The sequence below is a fragment of the Streptomyces ovatisporus genome (assembly GCF_042653885.1).
In the GTDB taxonomy this organism is placed as follows: Bacteria; Actinomycetota; Actinomycetes; order Streptomycetales; family Streptomycetaceae; genus Streptomyces; species Streptomyces ovatisporus.
In genome coordinates this window covers 393,607-414,849 of record NZ_JBHSFH010000006.1, presented here as the reverse complement: position 1 = coordinate 414,849, position 21,243 = coordinate 393,607, and the positions used below count along the sequence as shown (strand labels likewise).

Annotated in this window: 20 protein-coding genes, 7 tRNA genes and 1 pseudogene; 16 read left to right on the top strand and 12 right to left on the bottom strand. The window is 71.0% G+C overall.

The annotated features are described in order from the left end of the window. Positions 1 to 369: 369 nt before the first annotated feature. Positions 370 to 2,493, top strand: coding sequence for a glycoside hydrolase family 3 N-terminal domain-containing protein (locus ACFPA8_RS13080; RefSeq protein WP_386447655.1), 2,124 nt, complete (start codon positions 370 to 372; stop codon positions 2,491 to 2,493). A 123-nt stretch (positions 2,494 to 2,616) separates the two neighbouring features. On the opposite strand, the gene ACFPA8_RS13075 is transcribed toward ACFPA8_RS13080, so the two are convergent. Together ACFPA8_RS13075 and ACFPA8_RS13070 are read right to left on the bottom strand one after the other, a co-directional pair. Further along, complete coding sequence (locus ACFPA8_RS13075; RefSeq protein WP_386447205.1) at positions 2,617 to 3,090, bottom strand: DUF4442 domain-containing protein; 474 nt, start codon at positions 3,088 to 3,090, stop codon at positions 2,617 to 2,619. A 36-nt stretch (positions 3,091 to 3,126) separates the two neighbouring features. Beyond that, a complete protein-coding gene (locus tag ACFPA8_RS13070) occupies positions 3,127 to 4,386 on the bottom strand; it encodes an MFS transporter (RefSeq protein WP_386447202.1) in 1,260 nt (419 codons plus the stop codon). Between the two features lie 17 nt (positions 4,387 to 4,403). Here ACFPA8_RS13070 and ACFPA8_RS13065 point away from each other — a divergent pair, with 17 nt between their 5' ends. From ACFPA8_RS13065 to ACFPA8_RS13050, 4 genes are all read left to right on the top strand, one after another. Next, positions 4,404 to 5,636: an ROK family protein gene (locus tag ACFPA8_RS13065; protein WP_386447199.1), complete on the top strand. Its 1,233-nt coding sequence runs from the start codon at positions 4,404 to 4,406 to the stop codon at positions 5,634 to 5,636. Beyond that, entirely contained in the window at positions 5,633 to 6,163 is a 531-nt protein-coding gene (locus tag ACFPA8_RS13060; protein WP_386447196.1) for a GNAT family N-acetyltransferase, read from the top strand. The genes ACFPA8_RS13065 and ACFPA8_RS13060 overlap by 4 nt, the downstream gene beginning before the upstream one ends. 76 nt (positions 6,164 to 6,239) lie before the next feature. Next, a complete protein-coding gene (locus ACFPA8_RS13055; RefSeq protein ID WP_386447193.1) occupies positions 6,240 to 7,385 on the top strand; it encodes a phosphotransferase in 1,146 nt (381 codons plus the stop codon). Between the two features lie 54 nt (positions 7,386 to 7,439). Continuing rightward, positions 7,440 to 7,754, top strand: coding sequence for a TFIIB-type zinc ribbon-containing protein (locus ACFPA8_RS13050; RefSeq protein WP_386447190.1), 315 nt, complete (start codon positions 7,440 to 7,442; stop codon positions 7,752 to 7,754). Positions 7,755 to 7,895: 141 nt separating this feature from the next. Here ACFPA8_RS13050 and ACFPA8_RS13045 read toward each other — a convergent pair. The 5 genes from ACFPA8_RS13045 to ACFPA8_RS13025 form a co-directional block, all read right to left on the bottom strand. Then, positions 7,896 to 7,967 (bottom strand) — tRNA-Val (locus tag ACFPA8_RS13045). A 70-nt stretch (positions 7,968 to 8,037) separates the two neighbouring features. Further along, positions 8,038 to 8,109, bottom strand: a tRNA-Val gene (locus ACFPA8_RS13040). Positions 8,110 to 8,153: 44 nt separating this feature from the next. Continuing rightward, positions 8,154 to 8,225 (bottom strand) — tRNA-Val (locus ACFPA8_RS13035). A gap of 1 nt (position 8,226) precedes the next feature. Further along, positions 8,227 to 8,300, bottom strand: a tRNA-Cys gene (locus tag ACFPA8_RS13030). A gap of 29 nt (positions 8,301 to 8,329) precedes the next feature. Beyond that, positions 8,330 to 8,402 (bottom strand) — tRNA-Gly (locus ACFPA8_RS13025). Positions 8,403 to 8,588: 186 nt separating this feature from the next. Between ACFPA8_RS13025 and ACFPA8_RS13020 the strand changes: the two genes are divergently transcribed. The 3 genes from ACFPA8_RS13020 (at position 8,589) to ACFPA8_RS13010 (ending at position 11,396) form a co-directional block, all read left to right on the top strand. Next, complete coding sequence (locus ACFPA8_RS13020; protein ID WP_386447187.1) at positions 8,589 to 9,680, top strand: chorismate-binding protein; 1,092 nt, start codon at positions 8,589 to 8,591, stop codon at positions 9,678 to 9,680. Further along, the gene (locus ACFPA8_RS13015; RefSeq protein ID WP_386447184.1) at positions 9,677 to 10,498 is read left to right on the top strand and encodes an aminotransferase class IV; all 822 of its coding nucleotides are present in this window, start codon (positions 9,677 to 9,679) and stop codon (positions 10,496 to 10,498) included. Before ACFPA8_RS13020 ends, ACFPA8_RS13015 begins: the two co-directional genes overlap by 4 nt. Before the next feature lie 61 nt (positions 10,499 to 10,559). After that, on the top strand, positions 10,560 to 11,396 hold the full coding sequence (locus ACFPA8_RS13010; RefSeq protein ID WP_386447181.1) for a GNAT family N-acetyltransferase: 837 nt from the start codon (positions 10,560 to 10,562) through the stop codon (positions 11,394 to 11,396). A gap of 4 nt (positions 11,397 to 11,400) precedes the next feature. Here the strand turns inward: ACFPA8_RS13010 and ACFPA8_RS13005 are convergent, their stop codons facing one another. Further along, positions 11,401 to 11,922, bottom strand: coding sequence for a DsbA family protein (locus ACFPA8_RS13005; RefSeq protein WP_386447178.1), 522 nt, complete (start codon positions 11,920 to 11,922; stop codon positions 11,401 to 11,403). A 102-nt stretch (positions 11,923 to 12,024) separates the two neighbouring features. Between ACFPA8_RS13005 and ACFPA8_RS13000 the strand changes: the two genes are divergently transcribed. Both ACFPA8_RS13000 and ACFPA8_RS12995 read left to right on the top strand, forming a co-directional pair. Continuing rightward, entirely contained in the window at positions 12,025 to 12,543 is a 519-nt protein-coding gene (locus tag ACFPA8_RS13000; protein WP_386447175.1) for a hypothetical protein, read from the top strand. A 147-nt stretch (positions 12,544 to 12,690) separates the two neighbouring features. Next, complete coding sequence (locus ACFPA8_RS12995) at positions 12,691 to 12,924, top strand: hypothetical protein (RefSeq protein WP_386447172.1); 234 nt, start codon at positions 12,691 to 12,693, stop codon at positions 12,922 to 12,924. A gap of 36 nt (positions 12,925 to 12,960) precedes the next feature. Here the strand turns inward: ACFPA8_RS12995 and ACFPA8_RS12990 are convergent, their stop codons facing one another. Together ACFPA8_RS12990 and ACFPA8_RS12985 are read right to left on the bottom strand one after the other, a co-directional pair. Beyond that, the gene (locus ACFPA8_RS12990; protein WP_386447169.1) at positions 12,961 to 13,530 is read right to left on the bottom strand and encodes a CGNR zinc finger domain-containing protein; all 570 of its coding nucleotides are present in this window, start codon (positions 13,528 to 13,530) and stop codon (positions 12,961 to 12,963) included. Between the two features lie 199 nt (positions 13,531 to 13,729). Further along, positions 13,730 to 14,143 (bottom strand): SsgA family sporulation/cell division regulator, encoded by a 414-nt coding sequence (locus tag ACFPA8_RS12985; RefSeq protein ID WP_003959770.1) that lies wholly within the window; start codon positions 14,141 to 14,143, stop codon positions 13,730 to 13,732. A 190-nt stretch (positions 14,144 to 14,333) separates the two neighbouring features. Between ACFPA8_RS12985 and ACFPA8_RS12980 the strand changes: the two are divergent. The 4 genes and pseudogenes from ACFPA8_RS12980 to ACFPA8_RS12965 form a co-directional block, all read left to right on the top strand. Continuing rightward, positions 14,334 to 14,630 (top strand): annotated as a pseudogene (locus tag ACFPA8_RS12980) (TIGR02611 family protein); the annotation flags it as partial. Between the two features lie 88 nt (positions 14,631 to 14,718). After that, positions 14,719 to 14,790, top strand: a tRNA-Val gene (locus tag ACFPA8_RS12975). Between the two features lie 305 nt (positions 14,791 to 15,095). After that, a complete protein-coding gene (locus tag ACFPA8_RS12970) occupies positions 15,096 to 15,578 on the top strand; it encodes an SRPBCC family protein (protein ID WP_386447166.1) in 483 nt (160 codons plus the stop codon). A 33-nt stretch (positions 15,579 to 15,611) separates the two neighbouring features. Beyond that, a tRNA-Val gene (locus tag ACFPA8_RS12965) sits at positions 15,612 to 15,683 on the top strand. Between the two features lie 83 nt (positions 15,684 to 15,766). On the opposite strand, the gene ACFPA8_RS12960 is transcribed toward ACFPA8_RS12965, so the two are convergent. After that, entirely contained in the window at positions 15,767 to 16,477 is a 711-nt protein-coding gene (locus tag ACFPA8_RS12960) for a 3'-5' exonuclease family protein (protein ID WP_386447163.1), read from the bottom strand. 237 nt (positions 16,478 to 16,714) lie between these two features. On the opposite strand from ACFPA8_RS12960, the gene thrS reads away from it, so the two are divergent. After that, the gene (thrS, locus tag ACFPA8_RS12955; RefSeq protein ID WP_386447160.1) at positions 16,715 to 18,691 is read left to right on the top strand and encodes a threonine--tRNA ligase; all 1,977 of its coding nucleotides are present in this window, start codon (positions 16,715 to 16,717) and stop codon (positions 18,689 to 18,691) included. Between the two features lie 107 nt (positions 18,692 to 18,798). Beyond that, positions 18,799 to 19,362 carry an HIT family protein gene (locus ACFPA8_RS12950; RefSeq protein WP_386447157.1) on the top strand — a complete coding sequence of 188 codons (564 nt, stop codon included), beginning with the start codon at positions 18,799 to 18,801 and terminating at the stop codon, positions 19,360 to 19,362. Between the two features lie 87 nt (positions 19,363 to 19,449). Here ACFPA8_RS12950 and ACFPA8_RS12945 read toward each other — a convergent pair whose 3' ends face one another. Further along, entirely contained in the window at positions 19,450 to 21,120 is a 1,671-nt protein-coding gene (locus ACFPA8_RS12945; protein ID WP_386447155.1) for a hypothetical protein, read from the bottom strand. Positions 21,121 to 21,243 lie beyond the last annotated feature (123 nt).

Sequence of the window (21,243 nt, the reverse complement as noted above, 5' to 3'; positions counted from 1 at the left end):
CGCCGGACAGGATGAATGTATGCGCTTCCAATTTTGTGGGCACGTTGCTCCTGATGCATCCGCCGTCCCCGTGCCGTGGGGCCCCGCGCCTCTTCGGCAGGCGGCCGGTGCACCGGTCGTCACGTCCGTCGAAGGAGCCATCGAGTGGCCGAAAACGTCAGCCGTCGCAGCGTGTTCAGGGCATCCGCGGGTGCCGCGGTTCTCGCCTCGTCCGCGTCCGTCCCGCCGCTCACGGCCACTCCAGCGGCGGCGGCTCCCGCCTCGGGAACCGCCGCTGCCTCCGCGGTGCCCGCAGCCCAGGGAGCGGGCGTCCTGAGTGCCGAGAGCCGTGCGAAGACCGAGCGCCGCGTGCAGGAGCTGCTCGCCCGGATGACCGTCGAGGAGAAGTTCGGGCAGCTCCAGCAGCTGACCTGGAATCCGGACACGGGCCCCGGCGAGGGCCAGAACGAAGCCGCCACGGAGGCCGCGGCGGAAGGACGGCTGGGCTCCGTCCTCAACATCACCGGCGCCAAGGAGTGCAACGACCTGCAGCGGCACGCCGTCGAGGAGTCCCGCCTGGGTATCCCGCTGATCTTCGGACTCGACGTCATACACGGCTTCCTGACCACGTTCCCCGTCCCGCTCGCCCAGGCCGCCGGCTTCGACCCGCAAGTCGTCGTGCGGGACGCCGAGGTGAGCGCGCGGGAGGCGGCCTCCTGGGGCGTGCACTGGACGTTCGCGCCGATGGCGGACGTCAGCCACGAGCCGCGGTGGGGCCGGGTCGCCGAGGGCAGCGGCGAAGACCCGTACCTGACCGCACAGTTGGCCGCGGCCAAGGTGCGGGGCTACCAGGGCGAGGACTACTCGGCCGACGGCCGCATCGCCGCGTGCGTCAAGCACTTCGTGGGCTACGGCTTCCCCGAGGGCGGCCGGGACTACAACACCGTCGACATCTCCGAGCGGCGGCTGCGCGACGTGGCGCTGCCGCCGTTCAAGGCCGCGGTGGACGCCGGGGTGGCCACCGTGATGGCCGCCTTCAACACCGTCAACGGCGTTCCCGCACACGCCAATCCGCACACGCTCACCCGCATCCTGCACGAGGAACTGGGCTTCGACGGCTTCGTCGTCGGCGACTACAACGGCGTGCAGGAACTGATCCCGCACGGTGTCGCCGCCGACGGCGCCGACGCCGCCCGCCTCGCGCTGGGCGCCGGAGTGGACATGGAGATGGTCAGCACCACCTACGCCGAGCACGGCAGGGAACTCCTCGAAGCCGGCGAGATCGACCCGCGGCGCCTGGACGACGCCGTCGCCCGCATCCTGCGCGTCAAGGTGCGGCTCGGTCTCTTCGAGAACCCCTACACCGACGAGGACGGGGAGATCGCCGAACCCACCGCGGCAGCCCGCCGGCACGCCCGGGAGACCGCGGCGTCCTGCGCCGTGCTGCTCAAGAACGAGGACCGTACGCTGCCCTTCGCCAAGGACACGTCCTCGCTCGCCGTCGTCGGTCCGCTCGGTGACGACACCAGGGAACTGCACGGAACCTGGGCAGGGCCGGGATCGAGGATGTTCCCCGCCGTCTCCGTGCTGGAAGGCGTCAGGAAGGCCGCACCCGGCGCGAAGGTGACCTTCGCCCGCGGCTGCGACGTCACCGGCGGAGACACCGGCAAGCTCGCCGAGGCCGTGGCGGCGGTCGAGGCGGCGGACGCCGCCGTCGTCGTCGTGGGGGAGAAGGCAAGTCACAGTGGTGAGGCGGCAGTTCGCAGCGACATCACCCTGCCCGGAGTGCAGGAGGAGCTGATCCGCAGGGTCGCGGAGACGGGCAGGCCCTTCGCCGTCGTGGTGCTCGCGGGGCGCCCGCTGGTGCTCTCCGGCGTGGTCGAGCACGCTCCCGCCGTCCTCAACGCCTGGCATCCCGGCATCGAGGGAGGCAACGCGGTGGCGGACGTTCTCTTCGGCGAGGTCGCCCCCGGCGGCAAGCTGCCCGTCACGCTCCCTCGTGCGGTGGGCCAACTCGCCGTGTACTACGGGCATGAGAACACCGGCCGCCCCTACGACCCGGACGACCCGTACACCTCCAAGTACCTCGACCTGCGCCACGGCCCGCTGTTCCCCTTCGGGCACGGCCTGAGCTACACCACGTTCGCCTTCTCCGGCCTGGAGTTGAGCGAGAAGAGCGTGAGCGCGCAGGACGTCCGGGAAGGCCGGGCGAAGGTGACGGCATCAGTGACGGTGGAGAACACGGGAGGCCGCACGGGAGACGAGGTCGCCCAGCTCTACATCCGTGACAAGGTCGCCAGCCTCGCCCAACCCGTGAGGCGTCTGCGGGGATTCGAGCGGATGACCCTCGAAGAGGGCGAGCGCCGCACCGTCACCTTCGAACTCGGCGCGGCCGACCTCGGCTTCCACACCAACGACCCGCGAGGCGAACTGCTCGTCGAACCGGGCGAGTTCGAGATCTACGCGGGAGGCAGCTCGGAGGCCGGACTGCACACGACGCTGACGCTCACCTGAGGCGACGGCCGTGCTGCTCACGCCACGGCGGCCGGACCGAGCCGGAGCGGCACGGCCCCGAGTCACACGCCGGGGACCGGTCGCGGCAGCAGGCACCGGTCCGCCGCTCGCCCGGGCCCCCGGCTACCGGCCGGGCTTGCGGCGTACGTACAGCTGCTTGCGTACGCGCGCCACCACGGTGCCGTCGGCGGCGGTCACGGTGGACTCGAACCAGGGAAGGGCCTTGGAGCCGTCCGCCGTCGCCTGCCGTATCTCCGCGACCCTCGCCTCGCTCAGCTCGAACTCGGTGCAGACGGTGCCGCGGCCCGGCGAGACGAACTCGATCTCACCGGTCTTGTCCCACACCAGGTAGTCGCTCCCGAGCCGGTTCACGACCAGCAGCACCCAGAAGGGGTCGCTCATCGAGTACAGCGAGCCGCCGAAGTGGGTGCCGAAGTAGTTGCGGTTGAGCAGTCCGAGGCGCAGCCGGATGCGGGCGCTGCTCCAGTCGTCCGCGATGTGCACGACCTTGATGCCCGCGCAGCGGTACGGCGGCCACCAGGCGAGCGCGCGGCGCAGACCGCGCGGGGTGGAGATCAGCTTGCCGAGCCTGGCCATACGGGGAAACTACCACGGCGCATACTCGTGAGTAACTCAGTGGCCGACCGCGCCTCGCACCGTCCAGGCGACCACTCCGGCGACCGTGGCGAGCAGGGCGACCGTGGTGAGCGCCGAGGGCAGTGAGAACCATTCGGCCAGGAACCCGATGGCGACGGGGCCGAGGAGCATGCCGCCGTATCCGAGGGTCGAGGCCGCGGCCACGCCGCCGGGCCCGGCGAGTGCGCCGGCGCGGGCGACCGCGACGGGAAAGAGGTTGGCCAGACCCAGACCCGTGATGACGAAGCCCACCAGTGCCGCCCAGGTCCAGGGTGCCAGCGCACCGAGCAGCATCCCCGCTCCCGCGGCGAGTCCGCCCGCCGTCAGCAGGCGGCTCTGGCCCAGCCGTTCGGTCAGTGCGGTGCCCGTCAGCCTCCCCACGGTCATCGCCAGGGCGAAGACAGAGTACCCGGCTGCGGCGAGTGCTGTGCCGGCGCCGAGGTCCTCGGCCAGGTGCAGCGCGCTCCAGTCGGCCAGCGCCCCCTCGCCGTACGCGGTGCACAGCGCGATCAGGCCCAGTACCAGAACCAGACGCCTGCCCGGCCCCGTCCGTGCCCCCGCCCGCGGCGCCGCTTCAGCCGCACCGACGCCCGTGCCTCCGCCCCCGGGGCCGGCTGCGGGCGGCGCCGGCTGCTGCAGCAGCGTCCGTCCTGCCGCGGCGGTCACGCACAGGCCGAGCACGGTCAGCATCAGCAGATGACGGGCCGGGCTCAACTGTCCTGCCACGAGGCCGCCCAGGCCCGCGCCGAGCATGCCGCCGAGGCTGAACGCCGCGTGGAAGCCGGGCATGACGGGACGTCCCAGGACGGCGATCAGGTCGACGGCCGCGGCGTTCATCGCGACGTTCAACCCGCCGTAGGCTGCCCCGAACACGAGAAGCACGAGACCGAGGGCGAGGACGGAGTGGGTCAGCGGGGGAAGCGCCACACCGGCCGACATCAGCACTGCCGCCGCGACGGTCACCGCGTGGTTGCCGAAGCGGTGGCACAGTCGTCCGGTGAGCATCATCGTGATCACACCGCCGGCGGAGACGCCGAGCAGCGCGAGCCCGAGCGCGCTGGGGGAGGCGCCGGTCTGCTCCTTGACCGCGGGGATGCGCACCACCCAGCCGGCGAAGAGGAAGCCGTCGAGGGCGAAGAACGCGGTGATCGCTGTACGGAGGCGACGCCAGGCCGGGGGCGGGGAGACGGCCCGGGAGCCACTGCCGCGTCCCCTCGCGACGGCAAGCGCCGACCGTATTTTGTTCAGTGTCGGCACAAAGCGAGAATAGAGGGGTGACCCCGACGCGTACAAGCAAATTGGAGAGAGGCCGCAGCGCCCTCGGCCCGGCACTGGAACTCGTCCACACCGGAAGAGCGCCCACCCGTGCCGTCCTCACCGCCGAACTCGGCGTGACCAGGGCGACCGCCGGAGCCGTCGCAGCCGAACTGGAGACGCTGGGCCTGATCACGGTCGACTCCAGTCCGGGTGCCGCGTCCGGCACCCAGGGCCGCCCCTCGCACCGCCTCTCCGTCAACGGCGACGGCCCCGTCGTACTCGCCGCACAGGTGCACGCCGACGGCTTCCGCGCGGCACTCGTCGGCCTCGGCGGCCGGCTCGTCGCCACGGCGCCCGGCGCGGGAACGGCCTCGGCCGATCCGGCACACGTGCTGCGGGAGGTCGTCGAAGCAGGCGCGGGCCTGCTGAAGGACACCGGACGCCGGTGCGTGGGGGCAGGGCTGGCCGTGCCCTCGGCCGTCGCCGAGCCCGAAGGCACCGCCCTCAATCCGCTGCACCTCGCCTGGGAGGCGGGCGCCCCCGTACGGGAGATCTTCAGCCGCAGCCTCGCCAGGGCGCGTATCCCCGGCATCTCCGGCGAGACGACGGCGAGGGGCTACGCCGCCAACGACATCAACCTCGCCGCGCTCGCGGAACACCGCCACGGGGCCGGCCGGGGCGCCGAGCACCTGCTCGTCGTGGGCACCGGCCACCGCGGTGTCGGCGGTGCCCTCGTGCTCGACGGCCGCCTCCACACCGGGAGTTCGGGCCTCGCCCTGGAAGTCGGACACCTCACCGTCGACCCCGGCGGACGGCCCTGCCACTGCGGCAGCCGCGGCTGTCTGGACGTGGAGACCGACCCGCTGGCGTTCCTCGAAGCAGCGGGGCGGGAACCGGGCCCCGAGGTCTCCCTGCTGAAGCAGGCCAAGGAGCTGATCGGCACCGAGTACGGCTCGGACCCCGCGGTACGCACGGCAGTGCACACCCTCAACGACCGTCTCGGCCTGGGCCTGGCAGGGCTGGTGAACATCCTCAACCCCGACCGCATCATCCTCGGCGGCCTGCACCGCGCCCTCCTCGAAGCCGAGGGCGAGCATCTGCGTGCCGTGATCGCCGACCGGAGCCTGTGGGGGAGGAGCGGGAGCGTACCGGTGTTGCCCAGTTCGCTTACGCACAACAGCCTTGTCGGCGCGGCGGAGTTGGCCTGGCAGCCCGTACTCGACGACCCGCTGGGAGCGTTGGCGGCATGACGGCGACCGTACGGATCAGGTCCGGCCGCGAGAAGGACCTCAGGGACCTTCAGCACATCGAACGTGCCGCCGGCCGCTGCTTCCGGGACCTCGGCATGGACCTCGTCGCCGACGACGCCCCGCCCGCCCTCGCGGTGCTGCGCCGGTTCAGGCGCGGCGGCGGACTGTGGGTCGCCGCCGGTGTGCCGGACGACCGTCCTGTCGCCTACGCCCTGGTCGAACCCGTCGACGGCAACGCCCACATCGAGCAGATCTCGGTCCATCCGGACCACGCGAGACAGCGCATCGGAAGGGCTCTCATCGAGTACGTGGCGGAACGGGCGAGGGCCTCCGGGGTCCCCGCAGTCACCCTCTCCACCTTCACCCGAGTCCCCTGGAACGCCCCCTACTACGAGCGTCTGGGCTTCCGCACGCTGGCACAGCAGGAGCTGACACCCGGCCTGCTGCGGATCCGGGAGCAGGAAGCCCTCGCGGGCCTGGACCGCTGGCCGCGCGTGTGCATGCACCGTTCGCTGGCCACGCACTGAACCAGGCACTCGGCGCACCGGGTGGGAAAGGCCGACCGGACGCACGACGCCGCCGGGTCCGTGCACGGTCTCCGAAGTGAAACGAAGGGAAGCAGTGGCGACGAAGCTCACCGACCAGCTCTGCGTCCTCGCCCGTGAGGCAGGTGCAGCCGATGGCGCATCCGGCGGGTCCGCCGGGCCGGCGGCGGGCGGGCCTGCCGTACTGGCCGACCGGCCCGACGGCACCGTCGTCGGCCTCGGCGCGGTCGTCGCCAAGGCGCACCCGCCTGCGGCCGGCGACCAGGGCGACCACGGGCATCAGGGCGACCACGGGGACGAACGTCCCGCGGACGCCGAGCAGTTGACCGTACGGCTGGGCATAGCGGCACACCCGCGCCTCGCCGGCATCCTGCTGCCGCCCCTCGCTGCTGCCACCTCCGGCGTGCCCCGTCCGCGGCGTCTGCCCGGGGGGCGCCTCGCCACCCTCTGGCCGCGCGGCACCCCCGTCAGCCCGGACGCGCCGGACGACGCCCCCTGGGAGGCGGCGGGTGTGCTCCTCGCCCGGCTGCACGCGGTGCCGGTGGAGGACCTGGCCGGAGAACTGCCCGGCGCCGTACCGGTGATGCGGGGTCCCGCGAAGGCGGCGCGGGCGATGAGGCGTCTGCGCGCGGCTCGCGGCGGGGGCAGCGGCGGTGCCACGGACACGACTGCCTCCGGGCTCGCACCCGCCCTCGCCGAGGCCGCCGAAGCCGTCGAAGGTGCCTGGGCGTTGCTGCCCGCCTGGTGCCGGGCCGAGGAGTCACCGCCCGCGGCCCGTGCCGGGATTCTCTGCCACGGCGACTTCCACCTGGGCCAGTTGGTCAGCCACCCGCCGTCCGAGGGCAGTTGGCAGCTCATCGACGTCGACGACCTCGGAGTCGGCGATCCGGCCTGGGATCTCGCCCGTCCGGCGGCCTGGTACGCGGCAGGGCTGCTGCCCTCAGCCGACTGGGAGCGCTTCCTCGGCGCCTACCAGCACGCCGCGGGCGCTCCGTGCCGGGACCCCTGGCAGCATCTGGACGCACCCGCCCGAGCCCTCACCACGCAGACCGCTGCGCTGGCCGTCGTCAAAGCCCATGCCGCCCGACGGCCGCTGGACGAAGCGGAGGCGGCCTGCGTCGAGGCATGTGTCCGGATGGCGGACGTCGACCGCACCAGCACCACCTGCACCACAGCCACCGGCGGCCGTTGCGCGAACGCCTAGTCTGTAGACGCAGAGCCGACTGGTGAATCCACCATCGTGGAGAGGAAGTTGATCATGCAGTGTCCCAAGTGCGGTGCACTTATGCAGACGTTCAACCGTAACGGCGTCCAGATCGAGCAATGCGGAGGCTGCCGGGGCATCTTCCTCGACTACGGGGAGCTCGAGTCCCTCACCCGCCTGGAATCCCAGTGGTCGCAGCCCGCCGGACCGCCTCCGCCCGCTCCGTACGGCCAGGGCGGCGGCCACGCGCCCCAGGCGCCGCAGTCGTACCCCACGGGCCCGGCCTGGGGAGCTCCGCACCACGGACACCACGGCCATCACAAGCACGGACACAAGCGCGGGTTCGGGCACATGCTCTTCTCGTCATGAGCCGTTCACCGTCTCGGCGCGAGCCGTGCACGGACGGGATGAGCCCTGCGCGCGACGGGAGTTGACGCCCCGGGCGTCACCGAGCGGAAGTCCTGCACGAGTGCCCCGGTCGTTGCCGACCGGGGCACTCGGATGTGTCGGTGGACGATACTGGGATTGAACCAGTGACCTCTTCCGTGTCAGGGAAGCGCTCTCCCGCTGAGCTAATCGTCCTTGCATGTGCCGTGCGGCGCGCCCCTGGAGGGGCACGACGATGCAAAAAGGCCCCGAAGGGCCTTCCGCGTGCGCGGTACTGGGATTGAACCAGTGACCTCTTCCGTGTCAGGGAAGCGCTCTCCCGCTGAGCTAACCGCGCGGACCCTCATGCCGGAGCAGAGGGAAGGGCCCTTGCGGGCCCGGTGGACGATACTGGGATTGAACCAGTGACCTCTTCCGTGTCAGGGAAGCGCTCTCCCGCTGAGCTAATCGTCCTTGGAGGTGGAGACGGGATTTGAACCCGTGTAGACGGCTTTGCAGGCCGTTGCCTCGCCTCTCGGCCACTCCACCGAGATGGGAGTCGGTGAACCCCCACTCAGAGCGGACGACGAGATTCGAACTCGCGACCCTCACCTTGGCAAGGTGATGCTCTACCAACTGAGCCACGTCCGCAGGTTGTCGTCCGTTCTGCTCCCGCGTCCCGGCGACGTGGTGAACTCTAGCGGATATCGGTGCCAGCTCAAATTCTGTTTGCCCTCCGTGAACGCTCGTGCGCGCCGCCGAACTGCGGCGGCGGCCCCCCGGCACCCCGGAGTTGCTCCCCGGGGCCTTCGCGGCGGCCGCCATAGACTCGGCTGCGTGAACGTCCCGCCCCCGCCTCCTCTCGCACGCTTCGGCTCCCTGCTGGCCACCGACCTCAGGGACGTCACCGACGACCCCGCAGCGCTGGAGTCCCAGGGCTGGTGGGCCGTGGTGGCGGACTTCGAGGGACGGCTGGTGTGCGCGCGCTTCGGGGACGTCCGCGAGGCCGGGCCGGTGCCGGCGGTGGGCGGCCCGGGGACCCAGCCGTGGCGGGGCCCGGCCCCCGAGGAGTGGACGAGCTCCCTGGACCGCGCCGCCTACACGGCCGGTGTGGCCCGCATACGCGCGCACATAGCGGCGGGGGACGTCTACCAGGCCAATCTCTGCCGCGTGCTCAGCGCCCCACTGCCCCCGTCGGGCTCCTCCGACATCGAAGCGCTGTCCGCCCTGCTCACCCGCGGAAACCCCGCCCCGTACGCCGGCACGGTGCGGCTGCCCGCCTACGGTGTGGAGGTGGCCACAGCCTCACCGGAGCTGTATCTGCGGCGTTCCGGCAGCACCGTCCTCTCGGGCCCGATCAAGGGCACGGGCCGCACCGCCGCGGACCTGCTGGAGAAGGACCACGCGGAGAACGTGATGATCGTCGACCTGGTCCGCAACGACCTCGGCCGGGTCTGCGCGGCGGGGTCGGTCACCGTCCCCTCACTGTGCGCCGTCGAGCAGCATCCCGGGCTCGTCCACCTCGTCTCGACAGTGCGCGGCGAACTGGCCGCAGGGGCAGGGTGGCCGGAGCTGCTCGCACACACCTTCCCGCCCGGCTCGGTCACGGGGGCGCCCAAGCTGAGCGCCCTGCGGATCATCGGTGAGCTGGAGACGGCACCCCGCGGCCCCTACTGCGGCGGCATCGGCTGGGTCGACGCGGACCGCGGCCGGGCGGAGCTGGCCGTCGGCATCCGTACGTTCTGGATCGAACGCGACGCCTCACCGGACGGACGTCCCGTGCTGCATTTCGGCACAGGCGCGGGAATCACGTGGGGATCGGACCCGGAGGGGGAGTGGGCGGAGACGCAGCTGAAGGCTTCCCGCCTGCTCAAGGTAGCGTCGGAGGCGCGGCAGCACACGGGGACGAACGGGAGGAGAGCCCCATGAGGATCTGGCTCGACGGCGGGCTCCGGGACGTCGGCAGCGCGCACGTGTCCGTGCTCGACCACGGACTGACGGTCGGCGACGGGGTCTTCGAGACGATCAAGGTCGTCGAGGGGCGGCCCTTCGCCCTCACCCGGCACATCGACCGGCTCGCGGTGTCCGCCCGCGGCCTCGGCCTGCCCGAGCCCGACCGTGAAGAGGTCCGTCGTGCGTGCGCGGCCGTCACCGAGGCGGAGCCCGTGCCGCTGGGCCGGCTGCGCATCACCTACACCGGAGGACCTTCCCCGCTGGGGTCCGACCGGGGCGAGACCCGGCCGACCCTCGTCGTGGTACTCGCGGAGGCGCCCCGGCGCCCCGACTCCACCGCGGCGATCACTGTGCCCTGGACCCGCAACGAACGCGGGGCGCTCGCAGGCCTGAAGACGACGTCCTACGGCGAGAATGTGCTCGCCCTCGCCCGTGCCCACCAACACGGTGCCAGCGAGGCCCTGTTCGCCAACACCCGCGACCTGCTCTGCGAAGGCACCGGAACCAACGTCTTCGTCGTCCTCGACGGTCAACTCCACACCCCGCCGCTGGAATCGGGGTGCCTCGCCGGCATCACCCGGGCCCTCGTGGCGGAGTGGGCCGGCGCACGGGAGACCGACCTGCCCCTGGACTCCCTCGAGCAGGCCGAGGAGATCTTTCTGACCTCCTCGCTCCGCGACGTGCAGGCCGTGCACCGCATCGACGGCCGCGAACTGCCCGGCGCCCCCGGCCCCGTCACGGCAAAGGCCATGCGGCTCTTCGCCGAGGGTTCCGCCGCCGACATCGACCCGTGAACCGCCGGAATCCGCGGGCGGCCCGGTGACGCCGAGCGCCGTACGCGGGTAGAACTCGACCGTGACCACCACCCTGCGTCCCACAGGCCCTGAGCGGTACGACGCCGACGGCGTCCGGTCCCGTTGCTACGACATCTGCGTCAACAGCCGCCCCGTGGGTTCCCTCGAGCTCACCGCCGACTCCCGGAAAGGGCCCGCGACGGGCCGTGTCGCCCGCCTCGCCGTCGACGAGGAGGAACGGCGGCGCGGACGCGGCGCGGTGGCGGTGCTCGCCGCCGAGGAAGTGCTCCGCCGATGGGGCTGCGACCGCGTGGAGACGAGCATCCCGGCCGGGGCGGAGGCCGCCCTGAAACTGGCCGGAAGCCTGGGCTACCGCGAACGCGGCCGCAGCATGGTCAAAGAGCTGGGCGCCAGGCCGCAGTTGCCGCCCGGCAGCACGGCCCGCCCCATGACGGATGCGGAGTTCCCGGCCTGGCGTGAGCGCGGACAGCGGAAGCTGCAGCCGCTCCTCGCCGAACGGGGCGTGCCGGCGGACGAGGTGGAGCGGAGAGCCGCCGACTCCTTCGACGCGCTGCTGCCGCAGGGTGCCGGCACCCCGGGTGCCGCACTCCGCGTGCTCGTCCACGGCGGCGAGGACGTCGGCGTGGTGTGGGTGGAGCTCGAACGCAGTCCCCGCGAGGACGCCGACAGTTACGTGTACGAGGTGGAGGTCGACGAGGCGCTGCGCGGCCGAGGGCACGGCCGCACGCTCATGCTCGTCGCCGAACGCGAGGCGATCGATGCCGGAGCCGGGGTCCTGGGCCTGCACGTCTTCGCGTACAACTCCACTGCGCTGAGCCTCTACTCCTCACTGGGCTATCGCGTCGTGGAACATCACTTCTTCAAACCGCTGCTGTGAGCGCTCAGGACGGGCCGTCCTGAGCACCCGCCAGCAGACCGTCGGCGATCTCCTCGATCCGCTCCCGCAGCCCGTCCTGGCTCTTCCCGCCGTCCAGCCGCTGACCTGCGATGACGTACGTGGGCGTGCCCGTCACGCCGATCGCCTTGCCCTCCGCCTGGTCCGCGTCGACGATCAGCAGATGGCGTCCGTCGATGAGCGCCGTCTCGAACTCCTCGGCGTCCAGGTCCAGTTCCCGTGCGACGTCGAGGAGCAACGCCTCGCCCCGCGCGGCCAGTTCGGAGTGGCGCTCCAGCACGGCCGCCGCGAACTCGTCGCCCCTGCCCTGCTCGTACGCCTCCTCGGCGGCCTGAGCAGCGGCGTAGGCGTGCTTGTGCTTCTCCAGCGGAAAGTGCCGCAGCCGGATCTCCAGCCGCTCTCCGTACCGCTCGCGCAAAGCGTTCAGATCATGCTGCGCCGTGTGACAGTCGGGGCACTGCAGCTCGCACCAGTAGTCGAGCACGGGGCGGGAGGCGGCGTCGTCCATGCGGACAGTCTCTCAGCCGCGCGGAGCGCTCCTGACCCCGAGATCTCCCTGATTCGGGCAGCAGGCATGGCTCCACAGCGCCGCACGTAGCAGACTGGAGACATGCTCACCACGACCGTCTGCGCCGCCCTCTCGGCGGCGGGCCTGGCCGTCGCCTTCCTGACGGCCTTCCGGCGGCGTTTCGCCGCCGCCACCCGTATCGCCGCGATCGCGCTCGTGCCGGTCGGCCTGGCGATGGCCGGATTGATCGGCCTGGGCGGGAAGATCGTCAAGGCGGTCGGCAGCTGGGCGGCAGACCTCGTGCTCGACCCCACGGTCTGGGCCGGCTTCGCGGTGCTGGCCGTCGCCTTCGTGCTGTACGTCGTCGGGCGCCTGGCGGGCCGCAGGAGTCCCGGCCGCAAGGAGCGGCGTGCCACGGCCCGCGCCGAGAAGTCCCGCGCCGCCTCGGGCGCCGCCGGTGCTCCCGCCCTCGGCGCCGGCGGCCCGTCGGCGCCCACGGCCGCGCAGGCGAAGCCGGGAAGCAGGCCCGAGCCCGCCGCACAGGGGAAGAAACCCGCCTCCGGCACCGGAGGGGACGACTTCTCCGACATCGAGGCGATCCTCAAGAAACACGGCATCTGACGCCCCACCCGCCACGCAGCACACGCGCACGTCCGGCCGCTTCTACCACGTCCGCCGCACGAGTAACGGAACTACTCGACAACTCCACCGTCTCGTGGGCGTGTTGACCTTCGTCAGGGGTGCCGGCTGCGTCATCATCACCGCGAGATGGACATGACGCCGAATTTTCCGGCCGAGCTCGAAGAGCCGCCCTCCGCGCCTGCCGCGACCGCCCCGACTGTCCCCGTCCTGCACGAGTTCCAGGACCAGCACGAGCTGTCACAGCTCGTGGAGACGAAAGGCTGCCTCTACGCGATCTCCCAACCGCCGCTGATGCTCTTCCTGGCGGTCATCGCTGTGCTGCTCGCCGTCACCGGCGCCTACGACCTGTTCCTGCCGTGAGCCGGCCGCGGGCGGGCCCTGGCCGCTCTCCGCGCCTCAGCCGCGGGCGGCCTGTGCGGATTCCCGCTGCCGGGCCCGGTAGGCGGCCACGTGCAGCCGGTTCCCGCACGTACGGCTGTCGCAGTAACGCCGCGAGCGGTTGCGGGAGAGGTCGATGAAGGCCCGCCCGCAGCCGGGTGCGGCGCACCTGCGCAGCCTGTCCCGCTCCCCGGAGACGATGATGAAGGCCAGGGCCATCCCGCCGTCGGCCGCCAGGTGGTGGGCCGCGGAGGCGCCCGGAGCGAAGTAGTGCACGTGCCAGTCGTAACCGTCGTGGTCGGTCAGCTGCGGCGTGGTGCCCGCCTCGGCGACCAGTGCGTTGACGAGCTCCGCCGCCGCACGGTCCTCCTCGGCGGCGAAGACCTCGGCGAAACGCTCCCGCACGGAGCGCACCGCGTTCAGGTCCTCCTCGGTGAGAGCCCCCACCCCGCTGAGGCTGTGCCCCTCGACGTAGGCCGCAAGGTCGCGGACCGTGACGAGCTGGTCGGCCCGGTCGCCGTCCGCTGCGGTGTTGATCAGATCGACCACGTCGTCGAGAGCGCACCGGGTGTCGTGATTGATCTGCACGGGTCGCTCCTCGGGGTCTGCCCTGCGGGGTTTCCGGTGGGCAGAGACTAACGCCTGCACGGCACGACGACGCCGCCATCGCCGAGGCCTCCCGGTACTGCCGGGGAGGTCCCGGCGGTGACGGCGTCGTACGTGCCGGTCACGGCCGAAGAGGGCGCAGCCGTCGCCCCGAGTCGGACGGCTGCGCAGACAGGTGGGCTCAGCTCTCCGCGAGGATGTGGGAGAGCTCTGTGTCGAGGTCGAAGTGTCGATGCTCGGTGCCGGGCGGCACGGCCGCGTCGGTTCGCTTGAGGAAGGACTCCAGGGCCCGCGCCGGGGCCTCGAGCAGAGCCTCGCCCTCAGGGGAGCTGAGGGCGATGCAGACCACGCCCTGGCCGTGACTCCTGGACGGCCATACACGGACGTCACCGGTGCCTGTGGGCCGGTGGAGCCCCTCGGCGAGGAGATCGCGGGCGAAGACCCACTCGACGGTCTCCTCGGCGCCGGTGTGGAAGGTGGCGTGGACGGCATAGGGATCGGCCGTGTCGTACCGCAGCCCCGCGGGAACCGGCAGTGATGACTCGCTCGAAACAACGAGGCGCAGGTGCAGCTCGCAGCTGACCGTGGTGTTCATAAGCGCCAGGGCCTTTCGCTCAGTGTGCGCTCGGGGGTTCGCACGTCGGCGAAATCGACATGCCACGTACTCGTCGGTTGTAAACCCCTCTGACCGTTTTGCCAGTAATGCAGCCCTTGATATGGCCTGTCGCCATTTTGGTCCGTACGGCTATTCCGGTGACCCCCTGAGCGTCGGTTAGGTTGGCGGCATGTGCGCAGAGCGTGACGAGAAGCCTCTGGGATCCCGCGCCCCGAGGTTCATCAAGGCATCGCGGCCTCTTCACCTCAGCTGGCGGGTGGTGGTCTTCGTGCTCGGGCTGGCGGTTGTGGGCGGCGGCATCGTGCTGCTCCCGCTGCCGGGACCGGGCTGGCTGATCATTTTCGCGGGCATCGGCCTGTGGGCCACCGAGTTCTCCTGGGCGCAGCGTGTGCTGCGCTGGACGAAACGGCAGGTGAAGGAGTGGTCGCACTGGTGGAAGGTCCGCCGGGACGAACGCAGGCAGCTCAAGCGGGAGGCCGGGCGGCGCTGACGGCCGGGGCTGCGCCGACGGGTCATGAGCACCCGCTGACATGCGGTAATCTTGTGCGCGCAGCGGGCGATTAGCTCAGCGGAAGAGCGCTTCGTTCACACCGAAGAGGTCACTGGTTCGAACCCAGTATCGCCCACTTCTCGCGGATCATGCCGGGGTGCGAGCCGAAAGGCTCCGCATCCCGGTTTTTCGTATGCGCATACCTTCAGCCGGGCGGCATTCTGCCGGGCCCGTCATCTTCCGTTTCCAGGAGAGGTGACCCGCAATCGGAATTCGCCCCGCGCGGTGAGAACTTGGGAATGTCCTTCGCGTCGAATGGACGAACTCCCGGTGTGCGGGAGTAATTCGGCGGCTGAGCTCGCAGAGCCGCTTGCGCCGTCGGTCGCCGATTCCGGCGGGGGCGGGGTCCGTGGTGCCAGGATGCAGGGGAGAGGAGCGTCCATGAGCTCGACGCGGTACCGGTTCCGATTCCGGAGCGTGTGGCGACTTCCCGCGCCGCCGGAGCGGGTCTTCGCCGTGCTGGAGCGCGGTGACGAGTATCCGGCCTGGTGGCCTCAAGTGAGGGAGGTGCACGGGGCGGAGGGCGGGGCGGACGCAGGCGGGAGGGCACGTATCCGGTCCGTTCTGCCCTACGACCTGTGGATCACCGGGCGGGGGACGCGGCGCGATCCGGCCGCCGGGGTGCTGGAGATGGAGATCGGCGGCGACCTGGCCGGGTGGGCGCGCTGGACCGTCGGCGGGGCCGGGGACGGACACGGCGGGAGCACCGCGGTCTACGAGCAGCAAGTGGAGGTGCGCAAGCCGCTCCTGAGGCTGCTGACGTTGCTGGGACGGCCCCTCCTCCGGGCCAACCACGCGTGGATGATGCGGTCCGGCCGACGGGGCCTGCGGCGGTGGCTGGGAAGGGGTTTGGATGATGGCTGAGCGGCACTGTATGGTTCTGCCCGTGCCGCGAGCGGGCGATTAGCTCAGCGGAAGAGCGCTTCGTTCACACCGAAGAGGTCACTGGTTCGAACCCAGTATCGCCCACCTGTAGAGGAAGGCCGGTCCGTCGATCGACGGACCGGCCTTCGCCGTTGACGGGCGGCTTCCGCTTGCTGAGGGGAAGCGCGTCAGGCGGCGATCACAGGCCGCAGCGGCCACGCAGGGTAGGTCTTCGCCTGCGGGCAGGGCGCGAACCACGTCGCGGAGCCCCGGGCTTCGGCGGCGTACCAGACGGCCTGGAGCGCGTGCAGCGCGGGCGGGGTGAGCCCCGCCAACTGGGGCGCGTAGCGGCGGCCGAGCGCCCGTACGAGCTCCAACGTTGCGACGGCGGCGGGCTCCGGTGCGCTGAGGCAGTCCGCGAGGGGCCTGCTGTCCGGCCGGTGCGGCAACTGGACGCCGTAGTCCTCACAGAGGTCAAGCAGACCACGACGGGCAGGGTCCGCCGCGCGGTTCAGCCGCCGGTCGAGAAGCACGGGGTCGAGCACGCACAGGCTGCGGTGCCCGAGGCAGGCGGTGAGGGACCGGCGGCGGTGGCGTCTCAACTCGCGGTCCAGCAGCGTGAGATCGTACGGCGCGTGCGCGACGGTGAGCGGCCATGCGGCTGCCTCCGCGAGGCTGCGGGAAAGGGCCTCCACGACCGGTCCGGCCGGTGAGTCCGGCAGGGACGGCCAGCTGTGCACCTCGACGGGCGCATGCGGGGCCTGCTGCATGACGAGCGCGGCGGCGGTCAGCACGTCGCGTTCCGGGTCCGGGAGGACCTCCGCTCCTGGCTGCGGCCGGTCGGGCTGCCGGGCACGTACGGTCAGTGAGGCGAGCGGCCCTTCGTACCAGGGGGTCATGGCACCACTCCTGTCCGTCAGGGTGCCCTCGGAGCTGATACCGCAGAGCGGTTCCGGTCAACCCCTGCCGTCCGTACCGGAATCACACGCCGGGCGGGCGGTGCCGGACGGCGGGTGCCGGGCGGGGAGGGGCGCGGGCGGCCGGTAACCGTTTCGCGGAGCGGGGTGCGGGCTCGGTACGATTCGAGCGTGCCCGACACTCGTCGGCGTACCCCAGTTGAGAGTCAGGAGAGACCGGTGGCGGACGTCCGTGTGATCATCCAACGCGATTCCGAGCGGGAAGAGCGCGTGGTGACCACGGGCACGACGGCCGGCGCTCTCTTCGAGGGTGAACGCTCCGTCGTCGCGGCTCGCGTCGCCGGCCGGCTCAAGGACCTGGCGTACGAGGTCGCCGAGGGCGACGAGGTCGAGCCGGTGGAGATCTCCAGCCCGGACGGGCTCGACATCCTGCGCCACTCCACTGCGCACGTCATGGCGCAGGCGGTGCAGGAGCTCTTCCCCGAGGCGAAGCTCGGCATCGGCCCGCCCGTCCGCGACGGCTTCTACTACGACTTCGACGTCGCCGAGCCCTTCACCCCCGACGATCTGAAGCTCATCGAGAAGAAGATGCAGCAGATCCAGAAGCAGGGGCAGCGATTCGCCCGTCGTGTCACGAACGACGACGACGCCCGCGAGGAGCTGGCCGACGAGCCGTACAAGCTGGAGCTGATCGGTCTCAAGGGCTCGGCCGCCGACGCGGCCGAGGGTGCTTCCGCCGAGGTCGGCGCCGGCGAGCTGACCATCTACGACAACCTCGACGCCAAGTCGGGCGAGCTGTGCTGGAAGGACCTGTGCCGCGGACCGCACCTGCCGACGACCCGGGCGATCCCCGCGTTCAAGCTGATGCGCAGCGCAGCCGCGTACTGGCGGGGGAGCGAGAAGAACAAGCAGCTCCAGCGCATCTACGGCACCGCCTGGCCGACCAAGGACGAGCTGAAGGCGTACCTGGAGTTCCTCGCCGAGGCCGAGAAGCGCGACCACCGCAAGCTCGGCGCCGAGCTCGACCTGTTCTCCATCCCGGAGGAGCTGGGTTCGGGGCTGGCCGTCTTCCATCCCAGGGGCGGCGTCGTACGCAAGGTGATGGAGGACTACGCACGGCGGCGGCACGAGGAGTCCGGCTACGAGTTCGTCAACACCCCGCACATCGCCAAGCAGGGCCTGTTCGAGACCTCGGGACACCTGCCGAACTACGCGGAGTCGATGTTCCCGCCGCTGGAGTTCGAGGGCCAGGACTACCGCCTCAAGGCGATGAACTGCCCCATGCACAACCTGATCTTCAAGGCGCGGGGCCGCTCGTACCGTGAACTGCCGCTGCGGCTCTTCGAGTTCGGGACGGTCTACCGCTACGAGAAGTCGGGCGTCGTGCACGGCCTCACCCGCGCACGCGGATTCACGCAGGACGACTCGCACATCTACTGCACCAAGGAGCAGATGGCGGACGAGCTCGACAACCTGCTGACCTTCGTGCTGAACCTGCTGCGCGACTACGGCCTCAGCGACTTCTACCTCGAGCTGTCCACCCGCGAGGAGGGCAACCCCAAGTTCATCGGTGAGCCCGCCGAGTGGGAGGAGGCCACCGAGGCGCTGCGGGAGGCGGCCGGCAAGCAGGGCCTGGAGCTCGTGATGGACCCGGGCGGTGCCGCGTACTACGGGCCGAAGATCTCCGTGCAGGCCAAGGACGCCATCGGCCGTACCTGGCAGATGTCCACCCTCCAGGTGGACTTCCAGCAGCCCAAGCGGTTCGGCCTGGAGTACACCGCGGCCGACGGTTCACGGCAGCAGCCGGTGATGCTGCACCGCGCCCTCTTCGGCTCGATCGAGCGCTTCTTCGCCGTGCTGCTCGAGCACTACGCGGGGGCGTTCCCCGCGTGGCTGGCTCCCGTACAGGCGGTGGGCATCCCGATCGGTGACACGCACGTTCCGTATCTGGAGGAGTTCGCCGCGGAGGCCAAGAAGAAGGGCCTGCGCATCGAGGTGGACTCCTCCTCGGACCGGATGCAGAAGAAGATCCGCAACGCTCAGAAGGCCAAGGTCCCCTTCATGATCATCGCAGGGGACGAGGACGTCTCTGCCGGTGCGGTCTCCTTCCGTTACCGGGACGGTTCCCAGAAGAACGGGGTACCGCAGAACGAGGCGGTCGCGGAGCTGCTGGACGCCGTCGAGCGCCGCGTGTAGCGGCTGCGGCGACGCGGTCACGGGCCGCGAGGACGGCGGCGCCGAGGCCCTCGGCGCACCGGGCCCCGGGGTCACCCTGGGGCCCGGGCCCGTACCGCGGAAGTCTTATGCTGGCCCGCATGACGAGCGAGCCGGAACAGCAGATCGGGGTCGGGACGCCGGACGCGTTCCAGCGCCTGTGGACACCGCACCGCATGGCCTACATCCAGGGTGAGAACAAGCCCACCGGCCCCAACGCTGAAGACGGCTGTCCCTTCTGCACCATCCCCACCAAGAGCGACGAGGACGGTCTCGTACTGGCCCGGGGAGAGCACGTGTACGCCGTGCTCAACCTCTATCCGTACAACGGCGGGCACCTCATGGTCGTACCGTTCCGTCACGTCGCCGACTACCCGGATCTCACCGGCGAGGAGACCGCTGAACTCGCGGAGTTCACGAAGCACGCGATGAGGACTCTGCGGGCCATCTCGGGGGCGCAGGGCTTCAACATCGGCATGAACCAGGGTTCCGTCGCGGGCGCCGGGATCGCCTCCCACCTGCACCAGCACCTCGTCCCGCGGTGGGGCGGCGACACCAATTTCATGCCGGTCGTCGGACACACCAGGGTGCTGCCCCAACTCCTCGGCGAGACACGCAGGATGCTCGCCGACGCCTGGCACGACGTGCGCTGACCTCCGTATGTCCCCCGGCCGCGGCTGCGGCCGCGCATGCCGGTGCCCCGGGCCGAGAGGCCGGGGCACCGGTGTTCCGAGGAGCTGTCAGGCGTCGTAGGAGTCGGCGTGCTTCGGTTCCGCGCCCTGCACCAGACCGCTGAGGACGAGCGAACGGGCGCCGAAGGCGGCGGTGTTGCAGCCGTTCTCCTCCAGTACGCGCATCGCCGCGGAGTGCACGACGCGAAGCACGGGAGTGGCGGCCCGCAGGGCGTCGTCCGCCATGAAGCGGTGCCGCCAGGGCTTGTCGGCCCAGGCGTGCCGGAGCCCGAAGGGTTCCGGCAGGGACAGTTTTCCGCCGAGGAAGTCCAGAACCGGCGGGAACCAGGTGAAGGGGGCGCGGGCCGCGAGCCGGACCACCTCCGGGGCCTCCACGAGCGGCTGCGAAATCTCCTTGGTCTCCCAGAACCTCACGTTCTTGGAGACCTCCTTGGTCTTCGCCTTGGGCTTCGTGGTGAAGAGCGGGTGGACGGGGCCCAGCGCGTGGCCGGTGACCTCGATGCGCAGCGTGTGGTGCAGCACCGTCACAGTGATGAGCAGGGTGATCACCAACTGGCCGTCCCAGAGCACGAACTGGACGCCCAGGTAGTGCCGGTTGCCGCTGCCGAACTGCTGCTCGTTGCAGATGCGCTGTATCTCGAAGTCCTTGATGCGGTAGCCGTCGACCTCCTGGCCTTCGGGACGCTTGACCTCCGAGGCGCCTTCACCGATGGGGGAGACGATCCAGTGGCGTATGGACGGCTTGGGGAAGCCGCCGGTGTGCAGGGGGCCACGCTCCAGCATGCGCAGCTGGTCGGAGATCGCGCGGATCACGTCCCAGCTGCGGAAGGGGTTGATGTCGCTGCCGCGTTCTGCCGGCACGAGCTCCTCCGCGAGCTGCCAGCTTCCCCAGCGGGTGCCCATGCCGAGTATGCCTTTGGGGCCCGCGTAGTAGACGAGGTTGCTGGCCTGCTCGGCGCTGAGTTTCGCCAGTCCGAGACGGATGCGTTCCGCGCCCGCGTCGTTCGGGTCCTGCGGCACCGCCTCGGGGATCTTCGCCCCGACGCCGCCGCCTCCCAGGAGCTGCTCCCACTGTCCGCGGAGCATCTTCGCGGAGCGCTCGCACACCTGCTTCGCCCACAGCCAGCCGACGACGGGTGCGATCAGCATGCCCCGCAGGTAGATGGCCAGCACCCCGGTGAAGGGCAGTTTGAGGACGAACAGGACCGCCAGTCCGCCCAGCGCGACCAGGGCCGCGACCCCGAAGGCGCCCACCCGCTTGTTCTGGGAGCCGGCGAGCGCCCGGCGCATCTGGAAGGCCAGCAGCCACAGGAGGGTTCCGGGCAGGAACAGCACTCCGAAGATCGCCATGATGACGGTCAGCCGGGTGTCGCGGTCCTTGCGGATCCTGGTCGCCGCGAGGCAGTGCTCGACGACCGTCTGGGGTTCGATTCCGAAGGACTGGATGAGCGCCTTGCGGGCGCCGCCGAGCAGCCGTACCTGCACCGCGCGGGAGAAGGCCTCGCCCAGGTTCGGCTCGAACAGCGACAGGCGGGGTGCCTTGACCTTGGCCCCGTCGTTGGCCGCGACGAGGTCGGTGACGGGTCCGTCGCGGTAGGCGGCGGACGCGAGTGCCTGGGTCGCAGCCGTCTGGCCGCCCGCGCCCGAGAGCGGCACCTGAGCTCCAGGACTGAAGTCCGACGCGGCCTCGATCCCTTCGAAGTCCTCGAATCCGGCCACTGAGCCCCCACTTCGCTATACCTCGCCCTGCGCGTGCCCCCACGGCCGCACGTCCGCGATGCTGCCGTGCCCACGTTCTGTGCCGACCACGGCACTTTCCCAACTACCGTGGTCTGCACACCT